The organism is Bacillus solitudinis (genome assembly GCF_002797395.1).
Lineage (GTDB): Bacteria > Bacillota > Bacilli > Bacillales > Bacillaceae_D > Halalkalibacter_A > Halalkalibacter_A solitudinis.
Map to the genome: position 1 here is coordinate 629,802 of NZ_KZ454943.1, position 23,892 is coordinate 653,693.

Annotated in this window: 20 protein-coding genes, 1 tRNA gene, 1 pseudogene and 1 other annotated feature; of the genes and pseudogenes, 1 reads left to right on the plus strand and 21 read right to left on the minus strand. The window is 39.1% G+C overall.

Annotated features, from left to right (window positions below; genetic code table 11):
* Nucleotides 1–18: 18 nt before the first annotated feature.
* From CEF19_RS03110 to lpdA, 12 genes and pseudogenes are all read right to left on the minus strand, one after another.
* Nucleotides 19–1,346 (minus strand): annotated as a pseudogene (locus CEF19_RS03110) (IS3 family transposase).
* 138 nt (nt 1,347–1,484) lie between these two features.
* Entirely contained in the window at nt 1,485–2,204 is a 720-nt protein-coding gene (locus CEF19_RS03115) for a YebC/PmpR family DNA-binding transcriptional regulator (RefSeq protein ID WP_100404729.1), read from the minus strand.
* Nucleotides 2,205–2,454: 250 nt separating this feature from the next.
* Nucleotides 2,455–4,113, minus strand: a complete 1,659-nt coding sequence (locus CEF19_RS03120) for a 2-isopropylmalate synthase (RefSeq protein ID WP_100404730.1) — start codon at nt 4,111–4,113, stop codon at nt 2,455–2,457.
* 64 nt (nt 4,114–4,177) lie between these two features.
* Nucleotides 4,178–4,435, minus strand: a binding site (T-box leader).
* A 180-nt stretch (nt 4,436–4,615) separates the two neighbouring features.
* Nucleotides 4,616–4,690 (minus strand) — tRNA-Arg (locus CEF19_RS03130).
* Nucleotides 4,691–4,764: 74 nt separating this feature from the next.
* Nucleotides 4,765–5,127, minus strand: a complete 363-nt coding sequence (locus CEF19_RS03135; protein ID WP_100404732.1) for a hypothetical protein — start codon at nt 5,125–5,127, stop codon at nt 4,765–4,767.
* A 109-nt stretch (nt 5,128–5,236) separates the two neighbouring features.
* Nucleotides 5,237–5,662 carry a BrxA/BrxB family bacilliredoxin gene (locus tag CEF19_RS03140; RefSeq protein WP_100404733.1) on the minus strand — a complete coding sequence of 142 codons (426 nt, stop codon included), beginning with the start codon at nt 5,660–5,662 and terminating at the stop codon, nt 5,237–5,239.
* A 161-nt stretch (nt 5,663–5,823) separates the two neighbouring features.
* Nucleotides 5,824–6,837, minus strand: coding sequence for a metal ABC transporter solute-binding protein, Zn/Mn family (locus CEF19_RS03145; protein WP_100404734.1), 1,014 nt, complete (start codon nt 6,835–6,837; stop codon nt 5,824–5,826).
* A 160-nt stretch (nt 6,838–6,997) separates the two neighbouring features.
* A complete protein-coding gene (locus CEF19_RS03150) occupies nt 6,998–7,483 on the minus strand; it encodes a hypothetical protein (RefSeq protein WP_100404735.1) in 486 nt (161 codons plus the stop codon).
* A gap of 169 nt (nt 7,484–7,652) precedes the next feature.
* A complete protein-coding gene (locus tag CEF19_RS03155; protein ID WP_100404736.1) occupies nt 7,653–8,897 on the minus strand; it encodes a dihydrolipoamide acetyltransferase family protein in 1,245 nt (414 codons plus the stop codon).
* Between the two features lie 13 nt (nt 8,898–8,910).
* Complete coding sequence (locus CEF19_RS03160; protein WP_100404737.1) at nt 8,911–9,894, minus strand: alpha-ketoacid dehydrogenase subunit beta; 984 nt, start codon at nt 9,892–9,894, stop codon at nt 8,911–8,913.
* Nucleotides 9,895–9,909: 15 nt separating this feature from the next.
* The gene (locus tag CEF19_RS03165; protein ID WP_100404738.1) at nt 9,910–10,902 is read right to left on the minus strand and encodes a thiamine pyrophosphate-dependent dehydrogenase E1 component subunit alpha; all 993 of its coding nucleotides are present in this window, start codon (nt 10,900–10,902) and stop codon (nt 9,910–9,912) included.
* Between the two features lie 24 nt (nt 10,903–10,926).
* Entirely contained in the window at nt 10,927–12,348 is a 1,422-nt protein-coding gene (gene lpdA / locus CEF19_RS03170) for a dihydrolipoyl dehydrogenase (RefSeq protein ID WP_100404739.1), read from the minus strand.
* Nucleotides 12,349–12,903: 555 nt separating this feature from the next.
* Here lpdA and CEF19_RS03175 point away from each other — a divergent pair.
* A complete protein-coding gene (locus CEF19_RS03175; RefSeq protein WP_100404740.1) occupies nt 12,904–13,143 on the plus strand; it encodes a DUF2627 domain-containing protein in 240 nt (79 codons plus the stop codon).
* An 80-nt stretch (nt 13,144–13,223) separates the two neighbouring features.
* On the opposite strand, the gene CEF19_RS03180 is transcribed toward CEF19_RS03175, so the two are convergent.
* The 9 genes from CEF19_RS03180 to dxs all read right to left on the minus strand — a co-directional run bounded on the left by CEF19_RS03180 (nt 13,224) and on the right by dxs (nt 23,884).
* The gene (locus tag CEF19_RS03180; RefSeq protein WP_100404741.1) at nt 13,224–14,021 is read right to left on the minus strand and encodes a hypothetical protein; all 798 of its coding nucleotides are present in this window, start codon (nt 14,019–14,021) and stop codon (nt 13,224–13,226) included.
* The gene (locus tag CEF19_RS03185) at nt 14,018–14,683 is read right to left on the minus strand and encodes a glycosyltransferase family 2 protein (protein WP_100404742.1); all 666 of its coding nucleotides are present in this window, start codon (nt 14,681–14,683) and stop codon (nt 14,018–14,020) included. Before CEF19_RS03185 ends, CEF19_RS03180 begins: the two co-directional genes overlap by 4 nt.
* Nucleotides 14,676–15,812, minus strand: a complete 1,137-nt coding sequence (gene steA / locus CEF19_RS03190; RefSeq protein WP_100404743.1) for a putative cytokinetic ring protein SteA — start codon at nt 15,810–15,812, stop codon at nt 14,676–14,678. Before steA ends, CEF19_RS03185 begins: the two co-directional genes overlap by 8 nt.
* A gap of 480 nt (nt 15,813–16,292) precedes the next feature.
* On the minus strand, nt 16,293–17,096 hold the full coding sequence (spo0A, locus tag CEF19_RS03195) for a sporulation transcription factor Spo0A (RefSeq protein ID WP_100404744.1): 804 nt from the start codon (nt 17,094–17,096) through the stop codon (nt 16,293–16,295).
* A 239-nt stretch (nt 17,097–17,335) separates the two neighbouring features.
* Complete coding sequence (spoIVB, locus tag CEF19_RS03200; protein WP_100404745.1) at nt 17,336–18,652, minus strand: SpoIVB peptidase; 1,317 nt, start codon at nt 18,650–18,652, stop codon at nt 17,336–17,338.
* Nucleotides 18,653–18,773: 121 nt separating this feature from the next.
* The gene (gene recN / locus CEF19_RS03205; RefSeq protein ID WP_100404746.1) at nt 18,774–20,498 is read right to left on the minus strand and encodes a DNA repair protein RecN; all 1,725 of its coding nucleotides are present in this window, start codon (nt 20,496–20,498) and stop codon (nt 18,774–18,776) included.
* Nucleotides 20,499–20,527: 29 nt separating this feature from the next.
* Nucleotides 20,528–20,977 carry a transcriptional regulator AhrC/ArgR gene (gene ahrC, locus CEF19_RS03210; RefSeq protein ID WP_100408190.1) on the minus strand — a complete coding sequence of 150 codons (450 nt, stop codon included), beginning with the start codon at nt 20,975–20,977 and terminating at the stop codon, nt 20,528–20,530.
* A gap of 189 nt (nt 20,978–21,166) precedes the next feature.
* On the minus strand, nt 21,167–21,991 hold the full coding sequence (locus tag CEF19_RS03215; protein ID WP_100404747.1) for a TlyA family RNA methyltransferase: 825 nt from the start codon (nt 21,989–21,991) through the stop codon (nt 21,167–21,169).
* A gap of 3 nt (nt 21,992–21,994) precedes the next feature.
* Nucleotides 21,995–23,884: a 1-deoxy-D-xylulose-5-phosphate synthase gene (gene dxs / locus CEF19_RS03220; protein ID WP_100408191.1), complete on the minus strand. Its 1,890-nt coding sequence runs from the start codon at nt 23,882–23,884 to the stop codon at nt 21,995–21,997.
* Nucleotides 23,885–23,892: the final 8 nt, after the last annotated feature.

Genomic DNA, 23,892 nt, shown 5'->3' on the forward strand with positions numbered 1-23,892 from the left:
GTTTAATAAAAAGAGACTTTAAGCAGCTAGTAGATGACCTCGGTATTGTGCCGGGGTCATTTTCATTAATCCCCACTGGTAGCGATAATTATTGTATTCTTCCATGTACTCATTGACTTCCTGTTTCAATTGCTTGAGACTTTCACAGCTTTTGTAATTAACGTGATCTTTAAAATGACCAAAGAATGATTCTATTGGAGAGTTGTCCCAACAGTTCCCCTTTCTAGACATAGACTGACGTATCCCTAACTTCTTCACCTTCTCCTGGAATAGTGGATGCGTATAGTGAAATCCTTGATCTGAATGGAGAATAGCCTCCGGGTGAAAGTGAACAATGGCTTCTACAAGCTTGTCTAATGTTTGATAAACAAGCTCCATTTCTAATGAGCTATAGACGTTGTAAGCTACAATTTCTTTTGTCGAACCATCTTTCACACATGATAAATAAGCCTTTTGACCTCTACCGTAGTAAAGATAAGTAATGTCTGTTAATAACACCTTACCAGGTTCTTCTTGATCAAATTGACGATCTAGTAGGTTAGGACAAGTACGGTGCTCTTGAGTCGCTTTAAGCATTCTTCGATAGGGATTTGCCCTTCTTATCTTTGTTTTAAGATCATACTTCCTCATTAACCTTCTAATTTTTTTATGGTTCATAACGACACAATAATCATTCTCTAAAATCATTTTAATTTGAAGAGCGCCTACTTTTTCTTTCTTTTGGTCAAATATCCATTTAATAAGTTCAATTTCCAATTCATCTGATACTTCTCTTTTTTGACGAGTGTCTGTCGCCTGTAACTATGCGTAATATCCACTTCTACTAACGTTAGCTAAGCTGCATAGATGGGAGACTTCACCCGTTAACTGATGAACTCTTATTGTTTTTTCGATCAACTGAAATTTCTCTGATACCGTTAACGTTTCCTTTTCAACGCCTGCCTCTCTAGTTCTTCTAACTTTTTTAAGAAATCATTTTCAGCTTCTAAAAATTTAATTCTAGCTTCTGCCTTCTTCAATTTTTCTTCTGCCGATAGTTCTTTTGTAGACGGTCGACCAGTACTTCCTTTTCCTCTCCGTTCTGAATCAAATCCAGCTTCTCCAAACTTTTCAAACGTATCACGCCAGCGCTGTAAACAACGTTTTGGTTGCTTTTTACCTATTACATCTAAATTGAATCCATTCTCGATGAATATTTGAGACGGAATTTTTCCTGCCTGATATTCCCGAACGGCCTTGATCTTAAAGGCTGAATGACAGGAGATTGAACGATCTGATACACGATCTACGTTGGGATTTTTCTCAAGCTCTTTCATTTGGTACTCAGTATAGATATTTTTACTCATAGAATTTCTCCGTTCAAAATTAATGTTTTCATTATAAACGGGTTTTTCTTCTAAAGACATGAAAAAGCCCGAATATGGGGCACTTTTATTAAAGTGTCCATTATTCGGGTTATAGTTCAGCTTGAGGGTCTGTTTTAATTATTCACCTAAATCCACGTTATGATAGACTTGTTGCACATCTTCTAAGTCTTCTAAAGCATCAACTAGCTTTTCAAACTGTGTTTGGTCGTCTTCTGAAAGCGTTAGGTCATTTTGCGCAAGCATAGTTAGTTCTGCTACAGTAAATTCCGTAATTCCAGCCGTTCTAAAAGCCTCTTGAACAGCATGAAACTGATCAGGGTCAGCATAAACGATAACGGCTTCCCCTTCTTCTAAAAGGTCCCGTACATCTACGTCTGCCTCCATTAGAAGCTCCAGGACTTCATCAACTGTTCTTCCTTCAATCCCAATAACAGCTGTCGCATCAAACATATAGGCAACTGAACCTGTTACACCCATATTACCACCATTTTTATTAAATGCAGAGCGAACCTCCGCAGCTGTACGATTCACGTTATTAGTCAATGCATCGACAATAAGCATTGACCCACTTGGTCCGAAGCCTTCATAACGAAGCTCGTCATAACTTTCTTCTGAACCGCCTTTTGCTTTTTCAATCGCACGGTCAATAATTGCTCTTGGTACATTGTACGTTTTTGCACGCTCTAGTACAAATTTAAGTGCTTGATTTAAATCTGGGTCTGGTTCACCTTGCTTAGCTACTACATAAATTTCACGACCAAATTTTGCATAGATACGACTTGTATTTGCATCTTTTGACGCTTTTTTTTCTTTAATATTATTCCACTTACGGCCCATATTGAACACTCACTTTCAACGTAAAATCTATTTACCTATCAACACGCAGGCTATCATTATGTATGGCCAATAGCCTCACTTCCTTAATCAACACATTATATTATACCTTACATTCAGCACCTGTTACGAATTAAAAAAAAGAAAAGTTGCACAGCAACCTTTTCTTGAAGCAATAAGCGGAACCACTGCCAGGGTTTAAAGTTCCCCTATAAGTGTTCTTCTTATAGGGGACGCGCAGTGGGTGGGGATGTTATTTTTTTATTTTGTTGACTGCACTAAATAAGGCTTTTACCGAAGATGTCATAATATCAACGTCAATTCCACATCCCCAATACACAGTGTCATCCATGGTTCGTATTCCTACATAGGAAACAGCATTTGACTCTGACCCTATTTCTAATGCATGCTCTTTATAAACTAAATCTTTATAAGTAATATCTAGTTTCTTTTGAATTGCATTACTAATCGCATCCAATCGTCCATTTCCGACTCCGACAATTTCCGAAATGTTCTCTTCTATCTGAATCGTGACATTTGTTTTAAAATCATCATGTTTCATAAATTGATAATTGATAAATTCAACAGGGGTTTTAATATTAACATATTCCTTCTTAAAGATATCGTAAATTTCCTCAGCCATAAGTTCCTTTTGCAGACGATCCGATACATTTTTTACACAGTATCCGAAATCTTCTCGCATCTTCGGGGGAAGTTCAAGGCCATATTGTTGCTCGAGAAGGTATCCAATCCCTCCTTTTCCAGACTGGCTATTAATCCGGATAACATCTCCTTCATACTCTCTACCAATATCCTTTGGATCAATTAATAAGTAAGGGACTGTCCACTCTTCATTTTGTTTTTCCTCACGCCATTTCATTCCTTTGGCAATAGCATCTTGATGCGATCCTGAAAATGCAGCAAATACAAGTTTCCCAGCATATGGTTGTCTTTCATTGACCTTCATTTTTGTGAATTTTTCATACCCGGCAATAATCTTAGGGATATTTTCAAAATTCAGCTTTGGGTCAACACCATGTGAAAATAAGTTAAGGGCAAGAGTAACAATGTCGACATTACCTGTTCGTTCGCCATTCCCAAACAATGTTCCCTCGATTCGTTGGCCTCCTGCTAACAAAGCTAATTCTGAATCAGCAATTCCCGTCCCTCTATCATTGTGTGGATGAATAGACAAAATCACATTCTCTCTGTAATCAAGATGATCACTCATGTATTCAATTTGGCTTGCATACACGTGCGGCATTGAAAGAGAGACCGTAGCCGGTAGATTAATAATCACCTTGTTATCAGCAGTTGGTTGCCATTCTCCTAGTACTTGGTTGCATATCTCTAAAGCAAAATCAATTTCTGTACCTGTAAAGCTTTCTGGCGAGTACTGGAATTGGAAGTTCCCTTCCGTTTCAGCAGCATATTTTTTAAGAAGTTTTGCTCCCGTTACCGCAATGTCAATAATCTCCTGCTTTGATTTCTTGAATACTTGCTCACGCTGTGCCACGGACGTTGAATTATAAAGATGAACGACTGCCTTATTAGCACCCTTAAGTGATTCAAACGTTTTTTGAATGATATGTTCTCGCGACTGTGTCAACACTTGAATGGTGACATCCTCCGGGATAAGGTTTTGTTCAATCAGTGTACGTAAAAATGTATATTCTGTCTCTGATGCCGCAGGAAACCCGACTTCAATTTCCTTAAAGCCAATCTCGAGAAGCATTTGGAAATATTCTAACTTCTCTTCTAGGTTCATTGGAACAACTAGCGCCTGGTTGCCATCCCGGAGATCAACACTACACCATGTAGGAGCCTCGGTAATATACTCCTTCTCTGTCCATTTTAAGCTTGAAACTGGAGGCATAAAATAATTTCTCGAATATTTGTTAATATTTTTCATTTAGTATCCATCCTCTCACTGTTGTCAACTTTTTTAAAATACAAAAAAGCCTTTCATCCCTATATATAGAGACGAAAGACTTTAACATCTTCGCGGTACCACTCTGATTCATACCAAATAAGGTATGCCCTCCAACAGATACGGGTTTACTTGCAACCTTATATCCTCCTACTATAACGGTTAGGATCCGTCTCCACCTACTCTTCTGCATTTCAGCGAGCTACTTCAAGGTGAGTTCGGATTTCGTTCACGACTGTTTCGCACCACCCAACAGCTCTCTGTTCGCTAAAAAAATCCTACTATTCCTCTTCGTTGTATTTAATATTTATAACAATTTACCATAGAAATAACGGGTTATCAAGCGTATTTCAGAAATTGTCTGTTAATAAGGTAAAAATAACGATACTTATGTCGTTTTTTAAATAAGAAAAGCTACGCAGTAGCCTTTTCTCTACAAAAAAACACAACTCCATAAAATCTGGTTGTGTTTGAATATGTATAGTGGCGCGCCTAGTAGGACTCGAACCTACAACGCAAGAATCGGAATCTTGAATGATATCCCTTTCACCATAGGCGCCAATAAGCGACATAATCTAATGTAAATCAAAAGGGAAGAGATGTCAAGTTTTTGTTTTCTCTTCCCTTTGTGATTTAGGCTTGTTTAGCAGGTGTACCTTCTTCAAACATAACATTAAACCGTTCGTTAATGTCATCTTCTGTGTACCCAGCTTCGCCTAAGCGCGCAGCTAAATTTTTAGCCCAAAGCTGAAGACGTTGCGCCATTTTAGCATACTTTTTAGACTCATTTCCTTTAGAAGATTTTGCACGTCCCTCAGCATTTGACATAACATTCTCTACGATGAAAAGAGCCTTCCACACGCCATCTTCTTCTAACCCTTCACTTGTTTGACCAAGTTCATCCGTGATTTTCTTATAGAAGTTATCGAATTCCTTAAACGAAATTTCTTCATCCATATTTAGATACACTTGAATTTGTTCATATAATGATTGCATGACTTGCCACCCCTTTTTCAATTTCTGGCTTATTATAGCATATTTTTAGCTAATCTTGCTTCCTCAAAGCAAAAAGCCTGTGACAAATTCACAGACTTTTGACGATTCCTTACTTACAGTACTCATCAAATGCTTTTTCAAGCTTCTGAACAACTTGGATCGGTTCATGGCCTTCAATTTCATGACGTTCAACCATTGCCATAATCTCACCGTCTTTTAATAAAGCAAATGACGGAGAAGAAGGTGCATATCCTGTAAAATAATCACGAGCCTTTGCTGTTGCTTCTTTATCTTGACCAGCAAATACCGTAACAAAACGGTCAGGCTTCGTTTCATAATTTTTCATATAAGCTGCAGCAGGGCGAGCAATTCCACCAGCACAGCCACATACAGAATTTATCATAACAAGTGTTGTTCCTTCTTCTTGAAGGATTTGGTCAACCTCCTCAGTTGTTTGAAGCTGCTGATAGCCCGCCTCGACCATCTCCTGACGAGCCACTTGTACGACATCATTCATAAAGAAATTAAATTGCATAAATGAAACCCTCCTACGTTAAGTTCTTCCCCTTATTGTAACCTTAACCTCGAAAAGAAACCAATAAAACAGCTCAGATCAGGTAAGAATTATGAAAATACTTTGGTTCTAGTTACCAGAAAAATAGAGTTAGAACAAACACAATAAGGTTATAAACATTCTTATTGTAAGGCCATTCGCAACGATTCAATATTACGACGCATTAAACTAAAATAATCCTCGTCATTATCAATATCCTCTTGAACAAGAGCTTCTAAATTATGAATGTATACTACTTCCGCTCCAACCTCACCTTTAACAATCTCTGCAATGTTTGGTGTGACGTTTTGTTCAAACAGTATATATTCTATTTCATATTCATGAGCAAATTCAATAACTTCCTGAAGTTGACGCTGCGAAGGTTCATTCGTAGGCGATAATCCTGCAATTCCCCTTTGATGAATACCGTAACGTTCTTCCCAGTAACCATATCCTTCATGAGAGACGAGAAATGTATCTTTGCTAGCTTCGGATACCATCTCTTGAAATTCTAAGTTAACTGCCTCAAGCTCGGATTTCACTTCTTCGAAATTTGCTGTGAAATACTGTTCTTGCTCTGGCATCAATTGCACTAATGTATTTTTAATATTTTCAGCTATAGTAATAGATAAAATTGGATCTAACCAAATATGAGGGTCCTTGTCGTGATCATGTGCGTTATCATCTTCCTCGTGGGCATGGTCGTCAGCAGCATGCGCGTCTTCTTCCTCGTTTGCATGTTCGTCATGAGTCTCTAGAAGTTCAGTTCCTTCTGATGCTTGAACAATTAAGACATCCTCGGCTGTAACTGTATTAATAATCGCATCAACAAAACCTTCTAACCCGGCACCATTATAGATAAACGCGTCACCTTCAACAATTTCAATCATTTGACGCGCAGTTGGTTCAAACGTGTGGGCATCCGCACCAACAGGTACCAGATTTGTTACATGAACAAAGTCTCCACCAATTTTAGAAGCAAAATCTTCAAGTGGAAAAATTGTCGTAAATAATTCTAACCGTTCTGTCTCTTCCTGGATACCTTCATCCTGATTTTCTGTATCTACATCTTCCGTTACTTCTCCCTGCCCCCCACATGCAGCTAGCAAAGCTGATAAAACAAGAATCATTGCAAACAAATTAAAGCTAAGTTTCATAATTTTCTCCTTTCGTAACGATTACGTTTTGTATGATTATGAATTATATCGTAACCTCTACGATTTGTAAATGAAAATAATAAAGAGACTCAGAAGTTCATTAACCTTCTAAAGTCTCTTTCACGAATACTACCTTTGACCTGATAAGAATAACATACACTTATTTCGTTTCTTCTAGACGTTTTTTCATAACTTCGTTCATTTGTTGGTATTGGTTAAAGAGTTGAGGAAGTGAAGCTTTTATTGCTTTTTCATCCCGTTTTTCAATTGCATCCTTAAACAATATCTGTAGTTCCTTATGTTGCTTGAACCATTCCGATTTTTTTTCAAGCCTATCTTGAAGCTCGCCACGCTTTTTCATTTCTTTTACCTTTTTGCGAAGTAAATCTCGTTCCTTCCGAATTGTTTGCCACTTCTCCACTTCATTTGGAGCGTATTTTTCAGCAAGTAATTCATAGTAGTAATCGAGATGCACTTCCACATGCTTACGAGCCTCCATTACGCAATGCTTGCATTGATCCGCTGCTACTTCTTTTTTTGATGAGGCTTCTTGTTCGGCTTGTACTGGCTGCATCAATGAAACTGATAGCATACAAAAAACAACAGCAACTTGTGTTAATAGGAACAGCTTGTAAAATCGTTTCATGATATAGTCACCCTTTCTACATGTTAGTTGTAGAATAACCCCTCAATAGAAAAACATGTATGTTCTCGGGAATTATTCAAAAAAAGGGTGAAATAACATAGTTTAGAAAGTCAAAACTAAAAAAAAGCCAAGCACGTTCGCTTGGCTGCAGCCGCAAGATTGCGGTGTTTTAGTAAATTGATAGTGTTTTTTCGCTCATTTTTTCGAGTCTTTCCTTTACTCGTGCTAAGAATCGACCGCAAACAAGACCATCAAGCACTCGGTGATCGAGTGAGAGACAGAGATTGACCATACTGCGAATGGCAATCATGTCGCCTGCTTCACTTTCAATCACCACTGGACGCTTGACAATCGATTCAATAGACAAAATCGCTGCTTGTGGTGGGTTAATAATTGGTGTAGATAAAATCGATCCAAATGAACCAGTATTGTTTATTGTAAAGGTTCCACCTTCAATATCTCCTGTTGTAAGTTTTCTAGACCGTGCCTTAGTTGCTAATTCTTGAACATTGCGCACGATTGCTTTAATTGTCATCTCATCCGCTTTCTTAATAACAGGAACAAATAAAGCATCTTCTGAAGCTACAGCAACAGACAGATTAATGTCTTTCTTTTGAATAATTTTGTCTTCAGCCCACATCGCATTCATTTGTGGATATTCTTTTAAAGCTTCGACTGTCGCTTTAATGAAAAACGGGAGAAATGTTAAATTCATTCCCTCCTGCTCTTTAAAACTTTGCTTAACGCGGTCCCGATATTGAACAAGATTAGTCACGTCAACTTCGACCATCATCCAAGCATGCGGAGTCTCTCGCTTACTCTTTAGCATGTTTGCCGCTATCGCTTTACGTACCCCGGTTACCGGGATTTCAATATCATGTTCAAGGGCCTTAGGTGATGACATTTCCGTTTGTTGAAGAAATATCGGTGCTGCAATTTCTGGTTCTACTTGCGGTCCACCACTAGCAATAATCATTTGTAAATCTTTGCGAGTAATGCGACCGCCTTTTCCTGTACCGGTTATTTGAGAAAGATTAATATTATGCTCCTGTGATAGCTTTAACACAGCAGGAGAGTAACGTTTTTTCTGAGTATAACCCGTCTCTTTTACTTGCTCGGGTACAGGTTCAGCCAATGAGGCTGGAGTTTCCACAACAGTTTCTTCTCCTGACTCATGTTCCACGTCCATTGTACAAATGCTGCTTCCAACCGCAACAGTTTCGTCTTCAGCAACGAGTAATTCCCTAATCGTTCCAGTAAAAGAAGATGGGACATCTGCATTTACCTTATCCGTCATGACCTCAGCTAAAGGATCATACTTTTTTACTTTGTCTCCCGGCTTTACCAGCCATTTACTAATCGTTCCTTCAGTTACACTTTCCCCTAGTTGGGGCATTGTAATATTTGTTGCCATAGTATCCCCCTGTCTAAAATTCAGCAAGCTCACGCATGGCCTTTTCAATTTTATCTGGATTAAGCATAAAGAACTTTTCCATCGTCGGTGCATAAGGCATGGCAGGAACATCAGGCCCTGCTAAGCGCTGAATAGGTGCATCAAGATCAAATAGGCAATGCTCAGCAATAATCGCAGCCACTTCGCTCATAATGCTTCCTTCTTTGTTTGCTTCTGTCACAAGAAGAACCTTACCTGTCCGACTTGCCGCTTCAATAATTGCTTCTTGATCGAGTGGGTACACCGTACGAAGGTCAAGGATATGAACAGAAATGCCATCCTTTTCTATCCGTTCCGCAGCTTGAAGTGCAAAGTGGACACACAGACCATATGTAATGACAGTAATATCCGCGCCTTCTTTTTTCACATCGGCCTTTCCAATAGGTAATGTGTAATCTTCTTCAGGTACTTCCCCTTTAATCAACCGATAGGCACGTTTATGCTCAAAGAATAGTACTGGGTCATCATCACGAATTGCTGCTTTGAGTAGACCTTTCACATCATATGGCGTCGACGGCATCACGATTTTCAATCCTGGAACATTTGCAAAAATTGCTTCTACCGATTGAGAATGGTATAAAGCTCCATGGACTCCACCTCCATAGGGGGCGCGAATCGTAATTGGACAATTCCAGTCGTTGTTTGAACGATAACGCACTTTAGCTGCCTCAGATATGATTTGATTCACTGCCGGCATAATAAAATCAGCAAACTGCATTTCAGCGACTGGACGCATCCCATACATTGCCGCTCCTACACCGACTCCTGCAATTGCTGATTCGGCTAGGGGTGTATCAATGACTCGTTGCTCCCCAAATTGCTCATATAAGCCATTTGTTGCACGGAATACACCACCACGTGCACCCACATCCTCTCCCAGGACGAACACTTTAGAATCCCTTTCCATTTCTTCTTTTAACGCTTGTGTCACTGCTTCTATATACGATAAGATTGCCATGTTTTCTTCCTCTCCCTACTCTGCATATACGTGATTTAATGCACTTTCCGGGTCAGCAAATGGCGCATTTTCTGCATATTCAGTCGCTTCATCGACGAGTGTAGCAATTCGCTCCTCCATCCCGGCTAAACGTTGCTCCGTTAACAACTCTACTCCTCGTAAATATTCAGCAAATGTATAAATTGGATCAAGCTTTTTCGCATCCGCTACTTCTTCACGAGAGCGATATGACCGATCGTCGTCATCGCTTGAGTGAGGAGTTAATCTATAGCAAATCGCTTCAACAAGTGTAGGTCCTCCCCCACTTCTCCCAAGGTCCGCGGCTTCCTTAACCGCGGCATAAATAGCTAACGGGTCATTTCCATCAACCGTAACACCTGGCATACCATAACCAACGGCACGATCGGAAACATTTTCACAAGCAAGTTGCTTCTCTATTGGAACTGAAATGGCGTATTTGTTATTCTCACACATAAAAATACAAGGTAACTTATGTACGGCTGCGAAGTTCAGGCCTTCATGAAAATCTCCTTGATTTGATGATCCTTCACCAAATGTCGTAAACGTGACAAAGTCCTTGCCTTCCAATCTACCACCTAATGCTATTCCGACAGCATGTGGAACTTGAGTCGTAACAGGAGAAGAACCCGTTACAATACGGTTTTTCTTCTGTCCAAAATGACCAGGCATCTGACGACCGCCAGAATTCGGATCCTCAGCTTTCGCAAAGTTAGAAAGCATAACATCACGAGTGGTCATCCCAAAAGCTAATACAGCCCCCAAATCACGATAATACGGCAAAATATAATCCTTCTCGCGATCAAGCGCAAAGACGGCTCCAATTTGAGCTGCTTCTTGCCCTTGACAAGATACAACAAATGGAATTTTTCCAGAACGATTTAAAAGCCACATTCGTTCGTCGATTCTACGAGCAAGTAGCATCATTTCATACATATTTAACACCGTATCATCTGATAAACCTAGTGCTTGATGTCGATTTTCAACCATTACAATATGCCTCCCTTTAAGTTGTTATAAATGAATCGCCAGTCCATCAACGGCCAAAGCAGCTTCTCCGATAATTTCTGAGAGCGTTGGGTGAGGGTGAATCGTTTGTGCCACTTCCCAATGAGCAGCGTCTAACACTTTAGCAATCGCTGCTTCAGATATCATATCCGTTACATGTGGACCAATCATATGAACCCCGAGTAAATCATCATTAGCTTCATTAACGATAATTTTCACAAAACCATCTGTCTCACCGTAAACTAACGCCTTTCCAATCGCCTTGAAAGGAAATTTACCTACTTTAATTTGAAAGCCGTCCTCTTTAGCTGAGGCTTCAGTTAATCCAATACTTGCAATCTCAGGATGGCTATATACACATTTGGCAACAGAAAAATAGTTTAACGGTTCTGGTTGCTTACTTGCAAGATGATCGACTGCAATGATGCCTTCATGTGATGCGACATGAGCAAGCTGCATCCCACCAATAACATCGCCGATGGCGTAAATATGAGATTCCTTTGTTTGGTAATATTCGTTTACAGCAATCGCACCTTCGCTAACTTGAATATCTGTATTTCCAAGACCAATACCCTCTACGTTTGGACTACGGCCAACAGATAGCAACAGCTTGTCGGCTTGAATTCGCTGCGCGTTTCCATTAACCTCAAATGACACAGCCACCTGCTCACTCTTTTCAAGAGTTTCAGGTAAAAGGATAGCATTTGTGATAAGTTTAACACCTTTATTCTTTAAAAGTCTCGCCGCCTCTTGAGAGATATCTTCATCTTCAGTCGGTAAAATGTTTGAACCCACCTCAAGAACTGTGACATCGACACCAAAATCATTCAACATCGAAGCCCATTCAATGCCAATGACACCCCCGCCGACAATCACAATCGAGGTTGGTAATTCTTCAAGTTGTAGCGCCTCTTCAGATGTTAAGATAAAGGTTCCGTCTACCTCAAGTCCAGGCAATGTTCTAGCCGAAGACCCTGTAGCGATAATCACATTTTTACCAATTAGCATTTTGTTTTCTTCACCATTAGCCATTTCAACAGAAACCGTTCCAGGTGTCGGTGAAAAAATAGATGGTCCGAGAATCCGTCCAATGCCGTCAAAAACATCTATATCTCCTTTTTTCATTAAGTGTTGGACACCTCGGTATAACTGATCGACAATTTGGCTTTTTCGCTCTTGAACCTTGAAAAAATCAAGTGTTACCTCGCCTGTCACCACACCAAACTGATCAGCATCTTTTGCTGTTGCAAACACCTCAGCACTTCGTAAGAGCGCCTTACTTGGAATACATCCTCTGTGAAGGCATGTTCCACCAACTTTCCCCTTTTCTACAATGGCTACCTTTAACCCATGCTGAGCAGCACGTATGGCAGCTACATAACCGCCTGTCCCCGCTCCTAGTATGACAAGATCATAATCCTCTGCCACCTCATCATCCTCCTTTTTTCTCAATCTCTGTCGATTGATACTCAATTTCTTTTAATCATTTAATTTAAGCTTACTTACAAATGCAATGAGCGCCCATTGCTTAATGTCTGCGCAAAAAAAGGACTCCTTTTTTGCAGAATTACTTATATGTAGACGTTTCTTACCCTTAAATACTTTTTCGCCAAATAAGCATAAATGCCTTCAACCTTTTTTAAGGTACGTTAACGCTTTAACGTATCATTTAATTGCGCTCTTAACGAACACCATCCTCTTATTCACTTATTATACATCCACATTCTGTTCGAACCAAGAACGAGGCTTAATGTAGTTTCAAAGAAATCAATAACTCTAATAAATCGAGTGGTGCTGATCCTTATTGGCCCCCAAGCTAATTAAAAAATTAAACTTAAGACCCGGTCCTAAGTTCTACTCTTAGTTTTCCTTCTTCAACTATTACTCAAATGACACAAACTTGCAACTACTAACATGTACTTCAGCTGAATTTTCCGTTAAAATAAAAGATAAGAGTTCATGCTAGACGAGAGAGGAATGCTTATGGGACGTTTTATTGCCTTAATGATACTACTTATTCCGGCTATTTTAGCTGGCTATGGCATAAAGTTAATGAGAGATACTATTTTTCAGCTTTTAAATTCACCATACCCTTCGTTGGTGTTACAGTTTTTAGCTGGTTTTATTTTTTTCCTAGCAGGATTAAGCTTTATTGGAGGTTTTATTTTTTATCGCGACCGTAAAAATGGAAAAATAGCACCACGTTTTCAGAACAAGAAATAACTCTAAAAAAATGCCCCTATGTCGTCAGGACGAGACGAAGATTATAGAAAAGGCAGCATGCTTCTTTAGGCAATGCTGCTTTATTTTCTAGTTGGAACGCCAATTTGATCAAACCATCTAAGAATAGAACGTTTTTCAATAAGCGCAGAAAAAGAGACTCGTTCAGCTATAATCATTAACATAAATACAACGAAAACAATAATCCATTGGAAAGTAACCGTCGTTTCAAAAAACATCAAAACAGCAAAGATGGCACCAATCGTTGTTGCTCCATTATCGCCGAGCATCGCTTTCCGGTGGCCTTCTAGAACAAAAAGTAGATAAAATACGACTAGAACATAAATAAGCGTTAAAAAAGACGGAAGTCCTACAATTAGTGTTAAAACAATTAAAAACAGAAGTGACATTTTCCAAACTCGGAGGGGACGTGTATCAAATAGGTTGGCGACATGGGGCATCCATGTTAACAAAAGAAAACAACGAACCCCATCCACCACACTATTTGGCTGATAATATAGGATAAATAATATGGCAATAAGAATTGTGCCCACAACTTTTAAAATACCTGTCGTTAGTTTTTTTTCGTTAAATACATAATAAAAATGACCTTTTAAACCTTTTGGATACACTTGTCCAAAACGGTCATCCAAGAAACCAATTAACCAAATCCCGAACACATATCCCATCGCACCGTAGGAAAAAGCCGGCGACAAAATTGGTGGAAATGCGCAAAGCACTGCATATGCGAAAACCACTAGAACTCCAAGACTATAAGGAATCTGCTGTCTCTCATAATTTTGAGTCGTCCATTGTGCACAACGAAACGCATACATGCTCAATAAGGCCATGATTGGTAAAAGAAGAATAAGTAAAATCATGACCGGACCTCTTTACAATTCTTCTCAATTTCCACCCATTGCTTTATACGATGACGAAACCCTTTCCACGTCTTCCCCATTTCTCTATGCTTCATCATCGTTTCTACTTCTAAAATTGTTGCCCCTGCTTTTAATAAATCGATTGACATTTGTGTTTCAACCCCAAAGCCGATATAGCGTTGCTTCAGTAGAAGAGGAAGCCATTGACGCTGAAATGCTCTTTGTCCGGACAGCGGTGCTTCAAGTATAAAGCCCGTGTTACGGTAAATAATTGACCTAGCACGACGTTTTATCAACCCGAACCCACTTTTTTTCCCTGATTTCACTTTTGATATGACAACGTCAGCTTTATTTTCGAAGAGTGGTCGAATAAGATGAATGGCTTCTCCTGCACTTTGTTCTAAATCAGCGTCAATACACAAAATATAGTCTGCCGAAGCTTTCTTCCATCCTACTTGAAGCGCGTTCCCCTTTCCATTATTACTAGGAACATGTAGAACGAAATCAGCTGTTACCTCAGCAATTTCTCCAGTTTTATCTGAACTACCATCATTCACCACAATAATCTCCTTTTCGTATGGAAGCTGACGCAAGGCTTGGATGGTTTGAGAAAGACTTTTCTCTTCATTAAAGGCAGGTATGACAATAGAAATTTTATTCATGCCGTATTGCCTCCTTTTTTTTCCATGTCATCATTCTTTCTAAAATAATTGACTGAAAGAGGGGGTAAAGCTTAGTTTGACGAACAGCTAAAATGAATTGTTGTACCAGTTCTTTTAATGAACGCTTCTGTGTACTCAAACGATGAATCCCTTTTAAGTCTGTCAAACGTTCTCCGGCCTGAATTCGATTTAACAAACTGGCGCCCATCCCTGATCGTCCTTTTTCTAAAAATTCATGAATGCCGATCCGACAACCAATTAAGTACAAGTGGGAGGATCCCGACCAAAAAGCTGCATGAATGGCTACATCTTCACTTGTGCCAACAAAGGTAATCGTCCCAGCCTCAATCCCAAGCCGATCTAGCCTTTCTTTCCCAGGACAGTGTCCATTAATATGTTGATGACATAAAATCATTGCTCCACAGGTTAAACTTTGTGTTGAAATTGAATCCATATCACCAATGATAAAATCGGGAACCAAATTATTTTTAAGTAACCCGTCTGCTGCACCGTCAATGGCAATGATTCGAATATTCTTACGGCGCAACCGCGATCTTACTGCTTCGATATCCTTTTCATAGTGCGGGCTGCGAGCAACGATTAACACTTCCTGTCCAGTCAGCATCTTCATTGATTCTGGTAACTCCGGTTCTTCTGTAAAATAAGCACACTCCTTCTTAACATATTCAATTGTATTATCAACAAAGGAGGTGAGTTGTTTCGGATACGCTTGTTTTGCCTCCCTAAGAAGAGAATGAACCATCGCATCATTATAAAGTTGAATCGAAGCGAACAAAGAAAATTGTCCTTCTATTTTTACGTATAATTCATTACCAATGATCATCACTTCATTGTTATGTAGGTATTCCCATTTTCTGTGAATTGTGGTTATATCATAAACAGGGACACCTGCATTGAGGAGTTTTGTGACATTCTCATGTTGGTATGTTCCACTCATTGAGGATTTCCCATTAACTACAGCCTTCACACGCTGTTTTAATAATCCTTCAACTGCCATACCATCTATATCTTCATGCCAAATAAGAGCAACTGCCTGTTTTGGAATATAGTGCAACAATTCTTTAGTGCGCTTGTGCTCATATACGTTTCCTGTCAGTACAGAACTCATAACAAAACCCTCTCTGCTTGATTTGTTATTAGTATGGGCAGTTTTCTCGAAATTACCACGTATCCTTCAATTGATTATTCTAACAAAAAGAGGTTATCTCAAAAGGTCATATGACCTTTTGAGATAACCTCTAATTTGAATAACCTATTACATGCTGCTTTTCCTTTTGTTCTTGTTCTACAATCCAATGAAGTAGCTCTTGTTCTTTTTCGGATAGCTGTCGTTCTAACTTACTTTGACAAAATTTTTCCAAATCTCTGTATAAATTAATAAAGAACAACTCCCTACAAACAAATTTATTGTTTCTTAGTTCTGTTATCCTACTGTATGATAAGCTATTACCTATCCGCTATTAACATGTATTTTTTCACCTATTTTACATTAAATGGCAAACTATAACCCAAAAAAACACCTTCAATTTGTGATCATCCAACAAAATGAAGATGCCTTCTTATAAAAAACCGCTTAATTACAGACTCTTCAGCTGACTTTATGCTCGATTCGAAGCTTATCCGCAACCATCGCGATAAATTCTGAATTAGTTGGCTTAGCCTTTGTATGGCTTACCGTATAGCCAAACAATGACGCAATTGAGTCTATATTTCCGCGACTCCAAGCCACTTCGATTGCATGACGAATGGCACGTTCTACGCGGCTTGCCGTTGTTTTAAACTTTTTGGCAATATCAGGATAAAGAACTTTCGTAATTGAGCCTAATAGTTCAATATCATTGTAAACCATTGTTATTGCTTCACGTAAGTACATATACCCTTTAATATGAGCTGGCACACCAATTTCATGAATGATACTTGTAATACTCGCATCTAAGTTAATAACATTATTCTCTTGACGAAACGATTGATTATTTAAAATAAGAGATGATGCAGACTTTTGAACAAAGTTCTGCTTTTGACCGCCAATCTCTCTAATATTAGTTATAAGAATTTCCATATCAAATGGCTTTAACACGTAATAAGACGCACCTAAATCCACCGCTCTTTTTGTTACGTCCTCTTGGCCAAATGCTGTTAACATAATAATACTGGGCTTCTTAGTTAAATTAAGCTGACCCATGCGTTCAAGCACAGCTAACCCATCAAGATGGGGCATAATAATGTCTAAAATTAATACATCGGGTTGCTTCTCTTCTACTAGCTTTAGGCACTCTTGCCCGTTATACGCAACACCCTCAACGACCATATCCTCTTGCGTTGAAATATATTCATTTAACAAGTTCACTAATTCACGATTGTCATCGGCGATACACACTTTAACTGTTTGCACAAAAACGTCCTCCTTATTTCTTGTTAGTTTGTCATAGATTACGATTTCGACAGCAATGATGATTCTCCTTTTAAATTTCAGTGAATTTATTAGTTTTTTTTAGATTTCCTCAATTTTTCTCGATTTTACTTCTGATTTCGACCTCATTCGATATTTACCTTTCTTTTACGCTTTCTGGTGTCGAATTTTCTTTATTATAACATATATATTGCTTTCCTACCGAAAAAAACCAAAACGATTTAACTCGCTTTGGCTTTTTTCATTTCAATATTGACGCCTGCTTCTTCTAACATCCAACTAATATGACAGCCATAGCCTGATGTTGGGTCATTTACAAAAACATGTGTAACTGCTCCTACAAGTTTGCCGTCTTGAATAATTGGACTTCCACTCATGCCTTGAACAATTCCACCTGTCGTTTCAAGTAATTTCGGGTCAGTCACCTTAATAACCATCCCTTTAGTTGCAGGTTCCCTTTGAGGAACAGAGCTTACAATTTCAATATCAAACTCCTCGACATCCTCCCCATTTACCACAGTAAGAATTTTTGCCGGTCCTTCTTTCACATGATTTGAAAGGGTAATTGGCATTTGGTTATCATGAATGTCGTTTTTTAATTTAGTTTTTGAATCAAGCGTTCCAAAAATTCCAAATGAGCTATTTTTTTCAATGGACCCTAATACATCTCTACCTTGGGCGAAGCTAGCCAGCTTCTCACCAGGGTCACCATTACTACCTTTTTCAATTGACGTTACCGCCGAACGAATAATTTGACCATCATGAACAATAATTGGTTTCATTGTATCTACATCTGATATGACATGACCTAATGCACCGTATTTTTTCGATATTGGATCATAGAAGGTTAATGTTCCAACACCTGCTGCAGAATCGCGAATATATAAGCCCATTCGATAGGAATGCTCACCTTCTGCCTGTAAAGGTGTTAATTCCTTTATTTGCGTTTGTTGGTCGCGTTTCACTTTAATTTCTAATGCGCGTCCTTCATCTCCTGCTACTTGTACTAAATCTGCGACCTCACTCATTCGTTGAATCTCGTGACCATCAATTTGTGTGATCATATCTCCAATTTCAATTCCAGCTTTTTCCCCCGGGGATTGATCTCCATCCGCTGTTTTAACAAGATGGTGTCCAACCACAAGTACGCCTTCTGTGTTTAATTTTACTCCTATCGACTGTCCTCCCGGAATTACTTCGGTTTTCGGAAGAACATTCACATCAATATTTTTAATCGGAAAACCAGCAACTTCTAAAGACATTTGCTGTTCACCCAACTCTTCGCTAGAAATTGATGCCACAGATGAGGGATAGTTCTTTTCGGTTTCCAACGAAAAAGCTAAGCTAGGATCATTTGTTGCCACCGTAACCGCCTTCATCGATCCATTTGTCCTAAAAAGCTCTGTCTTCTCCCCTTCAAAAACTGTAATTGAAGTAGGCACTGAAACCCACTCCTTCAAAGTTGTTGAAAGTCCCAAGCTAAGAAGGAATAGAAGAAGAAATATTCCTGTTACTTTCCTAATTGTATCGCCTCTCACTCTCTTCACACTCCTAGCTCCCAGCCCACACCTCTGAATGGCTGTACTACTAATGTTACCTTGTCTGACTACATTTATAACTGCTCCGAAGATAAAAAGCTAACCTTAATTGGTTAGCTTTTCAAATTGATTGTTTATGTTGTTTGGCTAATTGAAGAAGTTCTTCTGCATGCTGCTTTGTCAAGTCGGTTACTTCAACACCTGATATCATTCTTGCTAGTTCATTAACCTTTTCTTTATATAAAAGAGGAGAAACTAATGTTTTTACACGCTCTTCTTCTTCTTCCTTCTTAATATATAAATGAGTATCAGCCATTGCTGCTACTTGAGGAAGATGGGTAATACAGAGGACTTGAGATTTGGACGAGGCGGAGTGAATTTTTTCAGCAATTGCTTGAGCAACTCGGCCGCTCACACCCGTATCCACTTCATCAAATATAACAGAAGTTAAACCTTGGCTTGAGGAGACAATTGATTTTAATGCGAGCATAATCCTTGAAATTTCTCCACCCGAGGCAATTTTCGTCAAAGGCTTTAATGGCTCGCCTGGATTCGTAGCTAAATAAAACTCAATCTCATCTCTGCCGTCTGGACCAAAATACATTGTCTTTCCTTCAACTTGCGAACCCTGTTTGCCAGCTAATCGCTCTACTATCCGAATATCAAAAACAGTCTTCTCCATGTATAAAGCTTTTAATTGCTTATGTATTTCCTCTGATAGTGCTGCTGCTGCTTCCTTTCGGATATCAGTTATAGCTTGGGCTTCAACCGATAAATCAAGCCACACCGACTCAAGTTCTTTCTCCAAATTTTGGATACGATCATCCTTATGAATAATCGTATCAAGCTCATCTTCAACTTTTGCTGAATATTCTAGAATATCTACAACGGTTTTACCATATTTACGTTTGAGTTTTTGAATTTCATTTAATCTTTCATCGATCATTTCTAATCGAGCTGGATCAAATTCAATTTCCTCAAGTTGATTTCTTAAAGAAAAGGCTGCTTCTTCTAGCAAATAATAACTATTACTCACATTCTCGTGCAATTCTCTAAGCCCATTATCAATTGTCTGCGCTTCCTCTAAATGAGACACGGCATTCATGATATAGTCTAGACCTCTCCCATCACCATACAAGCTGTCATAGCTATCCTGTAATGTTTTAAACAGCTTTTCACTGTTAGCCAGCTTATATTTCTCGTTTGCTAAGTGTACATCTTCTTCTGGCTCTAGATTAGCTTGTCCTATTTCCTCAAGTTGATAACGTAATAAATCAACACGTTGTGCCATTTCCTGTTCATTTTCGCTTAGATTTAGCAATTGCTTTTGCAAATTTTTTGCCCGTTTATAAAGCAATTGATATTCAGCTTGAGTAGGTAGTAATTTCTCTTTTGCAAAGTCATCAAGCAATTCCTTATGTTGGTCGGCTTGCATTAATGCCTGATGTTCATGTTGACCATGAATATCGACCAAGCTCTGACCAATTTCACGTAAAATACCAAGAGTAACAAGCTTTCCATTTATACGACATATGCTTTTTCCTTGCAACGTCATATCGCGCCTAAGAACAAGCATATTTTCTTCGATATCAATTCCGAGATCATCTATTTTTTTTAAAATCGTGTGATCTGAATGAACGGTGAAGAGTCCCTCGATTTCGGCACGCTTCTTTCCATGCCGGACAAATTCAACCGAACCCCTTCCTCCCAATAATAATCCAATCGCATCAATAATAATTGATTTTCCTGCACCTGTCTCACCAGTTAAAACGGTAAGACCTTTTTCAAAGGGAATGGTCAACTCTTCAATAATTGCGAAATTTTTAATTGATAATTCAATTAACATAACGTCCACCCTTCTAAAGGTTGTTCGACTTAAAGCATGTCCAAAAAGCGAGTTGTAATGTCTGGAGAATCTTCTTTCAGCTTGCAAATAATTAAAATTGTATCGTCACCACAAATTGTCCCCATTATTTCTTCCCAATCCAGATTATCAATTAGAGCACCAATTGAATTGGCATTTCCAGGTAATGTTTTCATGATAATGAGATTATCTGAACGGTCAATACTAACAAAGCTATCCATTAATGCACGCTTTAATTTCTGAAGCGGATTAAAACGCTGATCAGCTGGTAGGCTGTACTTATATCGTCCATCAATCATTGGTACCTTTACAAGATGCAGCTCCTTAATGTCTCGGGAGACCGTCGCTTGCGTTATATTATAGCCAGAATTTTTTAATTCTTCTACTAAGTCGTCTTGCGTTTCAACTTCCCTATTGGTAATAATTTCCCGTATTTTAATATGACGCTGACCCTTATTCAATTGAAACACCTGCTTTTTCTCATTTTATTACCTTCATTATCTCGCGAATCAAGATGTAATTCAATACATTCACATTTATATTTATGCAAAAGTAAAAGGGGGGTGTCCGAAAGGTTGTTTATAACCTTTTGGACACCCCTAAAGAACTAAGTAAACTTCGGCTCCATGTTAACATTTCCGGAAGTCGTATTACTCAATCTTTTTCAGTTGTTCATGCGCTCGTGATACAACTTCTTGTATCTGTTGATCTGACTTTAAAGAACCATGAGTTGTTACTGCATTGGAAAGATGCAATAAAAACTCGATATTGCCTTCTCCACCTTTTATTGGGGAGTAGTCGATCCCACAAACGTCAAAACCTTCTTTTAAAGCAAAGGCAATTATTCGATCAAGCACTTGCTCATGGATAGCAGCATCTCGGATAATTCCCTTTTTTCCAACCTGCTCACGCCCAGCTTCAAATTGCGGCTTTACCAGAGCAACGACTTCTCCTCCTTGTAGCAGAATCGTTTTTAAAACGGGGAGAATGAGTCTTAAAGAAATAAATGATACATCAATCGTCGCAAAATGCGGGAGCCCTTCTGTTAAATCCTCGGGCTTTACATAACGAAAATTTGTTCTTTCCATGACCGTCACACGTTCATCTTGACGAATTTTCCAAGCAAGTTGATTATATCCGACATCCAAGGCATATACGGCTTTTGCCCCGTTTTGCAGGGAACAATCCGTAAATCCGCCTGTTGATGCGCCAATATCTAGAACAACCTTGTCTTTGAGGTTTAACTGAAAGGCATTAATTGCCTTTTCAAGCTTAAGTCCTCCTCTACTCACATAAGGGAGAACATCTCCTTTTACAGTGAGGGGGGCATCTACATCAATTTTCATTCCAGGTTTATCAATACGCTCCGATTCGGTGTATATAAGACCTGCCATAACCGAACGTTTAGCTTTTTCTCTCGTTTCAATCAGTCCTCGTTCAACAAGGAGAACATCAATACGTTCTTTTTTCGCCATGAATTATGCCCTTTGCTGCTTTCTCGGTAATAACTTCAGCATTTGCTCTGCTACACCTGCTGATGTTAAACCTACTTCTTCTAATAGTTCAGGAACGCTGCCATGCTCAATAAAATAATCAGGAATTCCCATTCTTGTAATCTCCATATTGTGATAACCTTTGTCATGGAAAAACTCTAAAACCGCACTACCAAAGCCCCCTTGTAAGGCTGCTTCCTCTAAAGTTAGGACTGGTATATTTAAAGTGGCAAGCTCTAAAAGAAATTCTTCATCAAGCGGCTTAACAGAGTTTGCGTTCACAATCTTAACCGACAAGCCTTGTGTACTTAACTGTCTAACCGCTTCCTCTGCCACTGGAATCATTGTGCTAAATGTCAAAATGCAGGCATCATGACCTTCTTGGAGTGTCTCCCATTTTCCGATTGGAAGCATCTTTAATTGCTCATCCATTTTTATTCCATACCCATTTCCACGTGGATAACGAACCGCAATTGGCCCACCATCGTATTGTGTTGCAGTATATATCATGTGCTGAAGCTCATTTTCATCCTTTGGATTCAAAATCTTCATGTTAGGTAAATGACGCAAATAAGAAATATCAAAAACCCCTTGATGGGTCTCACCATCTGCCCCAACTAAACCTGCACGATCAACCGCAAAAACAACATTTAAATTTTGTCGACAAATATCATGAACCACTTGATCGTAACCACGCTGTAAAAAGGTTGAATAAACAGCAAAGACAGGTTTTAATCCTTGTGTAGCAAGTCCCCCTGCCATGGTGGTCGCATGCTGCTCGGCGATTCCGACATCAAACATTCGTTCGGGAAATTCCTTCGCAAAGGAATCTAGTTTCGTTCCCCCAGGCATCGCAGCTGTTATCCCAACAATTCGTTTGTCCGTACGTGCAATTGTCTTGAGGGTTTCAGCAAAAACAGAGCTATAGCTTGGAGGTCCAGGCTTACTAACGACTTCTCCTGATTCAATTTTATAAGGTCCTAATCCATGCCAAGTACCTTTTGCATCATTTTCAGCAGGCTCATATCCTTTTCCTTTTTTCGTAAGGACGTGAATTAACACAGGACCACTAGTTTTTTTAGCATATTTTAAGTTCTCCATTAAATCATCTAAATCATGACCATCTACTGGACCTAGGTAGGTAAAACCTAATTCTTCAAAGAAAATACCTGAAACGAGTAAGTATTTTAAACTATCCTTCACCCGCTCAGCAGTAGCTGCAATTTTCCCACCAAATGCTGGGATTTTCTTTATTAATTGCTCAAGTTCTTCTTTAGCCTTCTTATATTTACCAGCTGTACGTAAGCGACCAAGAACATTGTGAAGAGCACCTACGTTCGGTGCAATTGACATTTCATTATCATTTAAAATAACGATTAAGTCTTTTTGTTCATGTCCAATATGATTTAAAGCCTCTAAAGCGATTCCACCGGTTAGAGCGCCATCACCAATTATAGCGACAACCTTATCATCCGTCCCTTTAATATCTCGAGCAGTCGCCATTCCCATTGCGGCAGAAAGAGAAGTAGAGCTATGCCCAGTTTCCCACACATCATGCTCACTCTCATTTCTCTTAGGAAATCCGCAAAGTCCTTTATATTGGCGTAGTCGGTCAAATTGACCAGCTCGTCCCGTTAAAATCTTGTGCACATACGCTTGATGACCGACATCCCAAATGAATTTATCCTTTGGGCTATCAAATAAATAATGGAGCGCTAATGTTAACTCCACCACACCTAAGTTAGGACCAAGGTGGCCTCCCGTTTCAGATAGTTTTTCTATGAGAAATGTACGAATGTCTTCTGCAAGACCTTCTAGCTCTGATTTAGAGTAATTCTTAATCATGCTCGGGTTTTTCAAATCTTCTAGCTTCACGTAGAAAC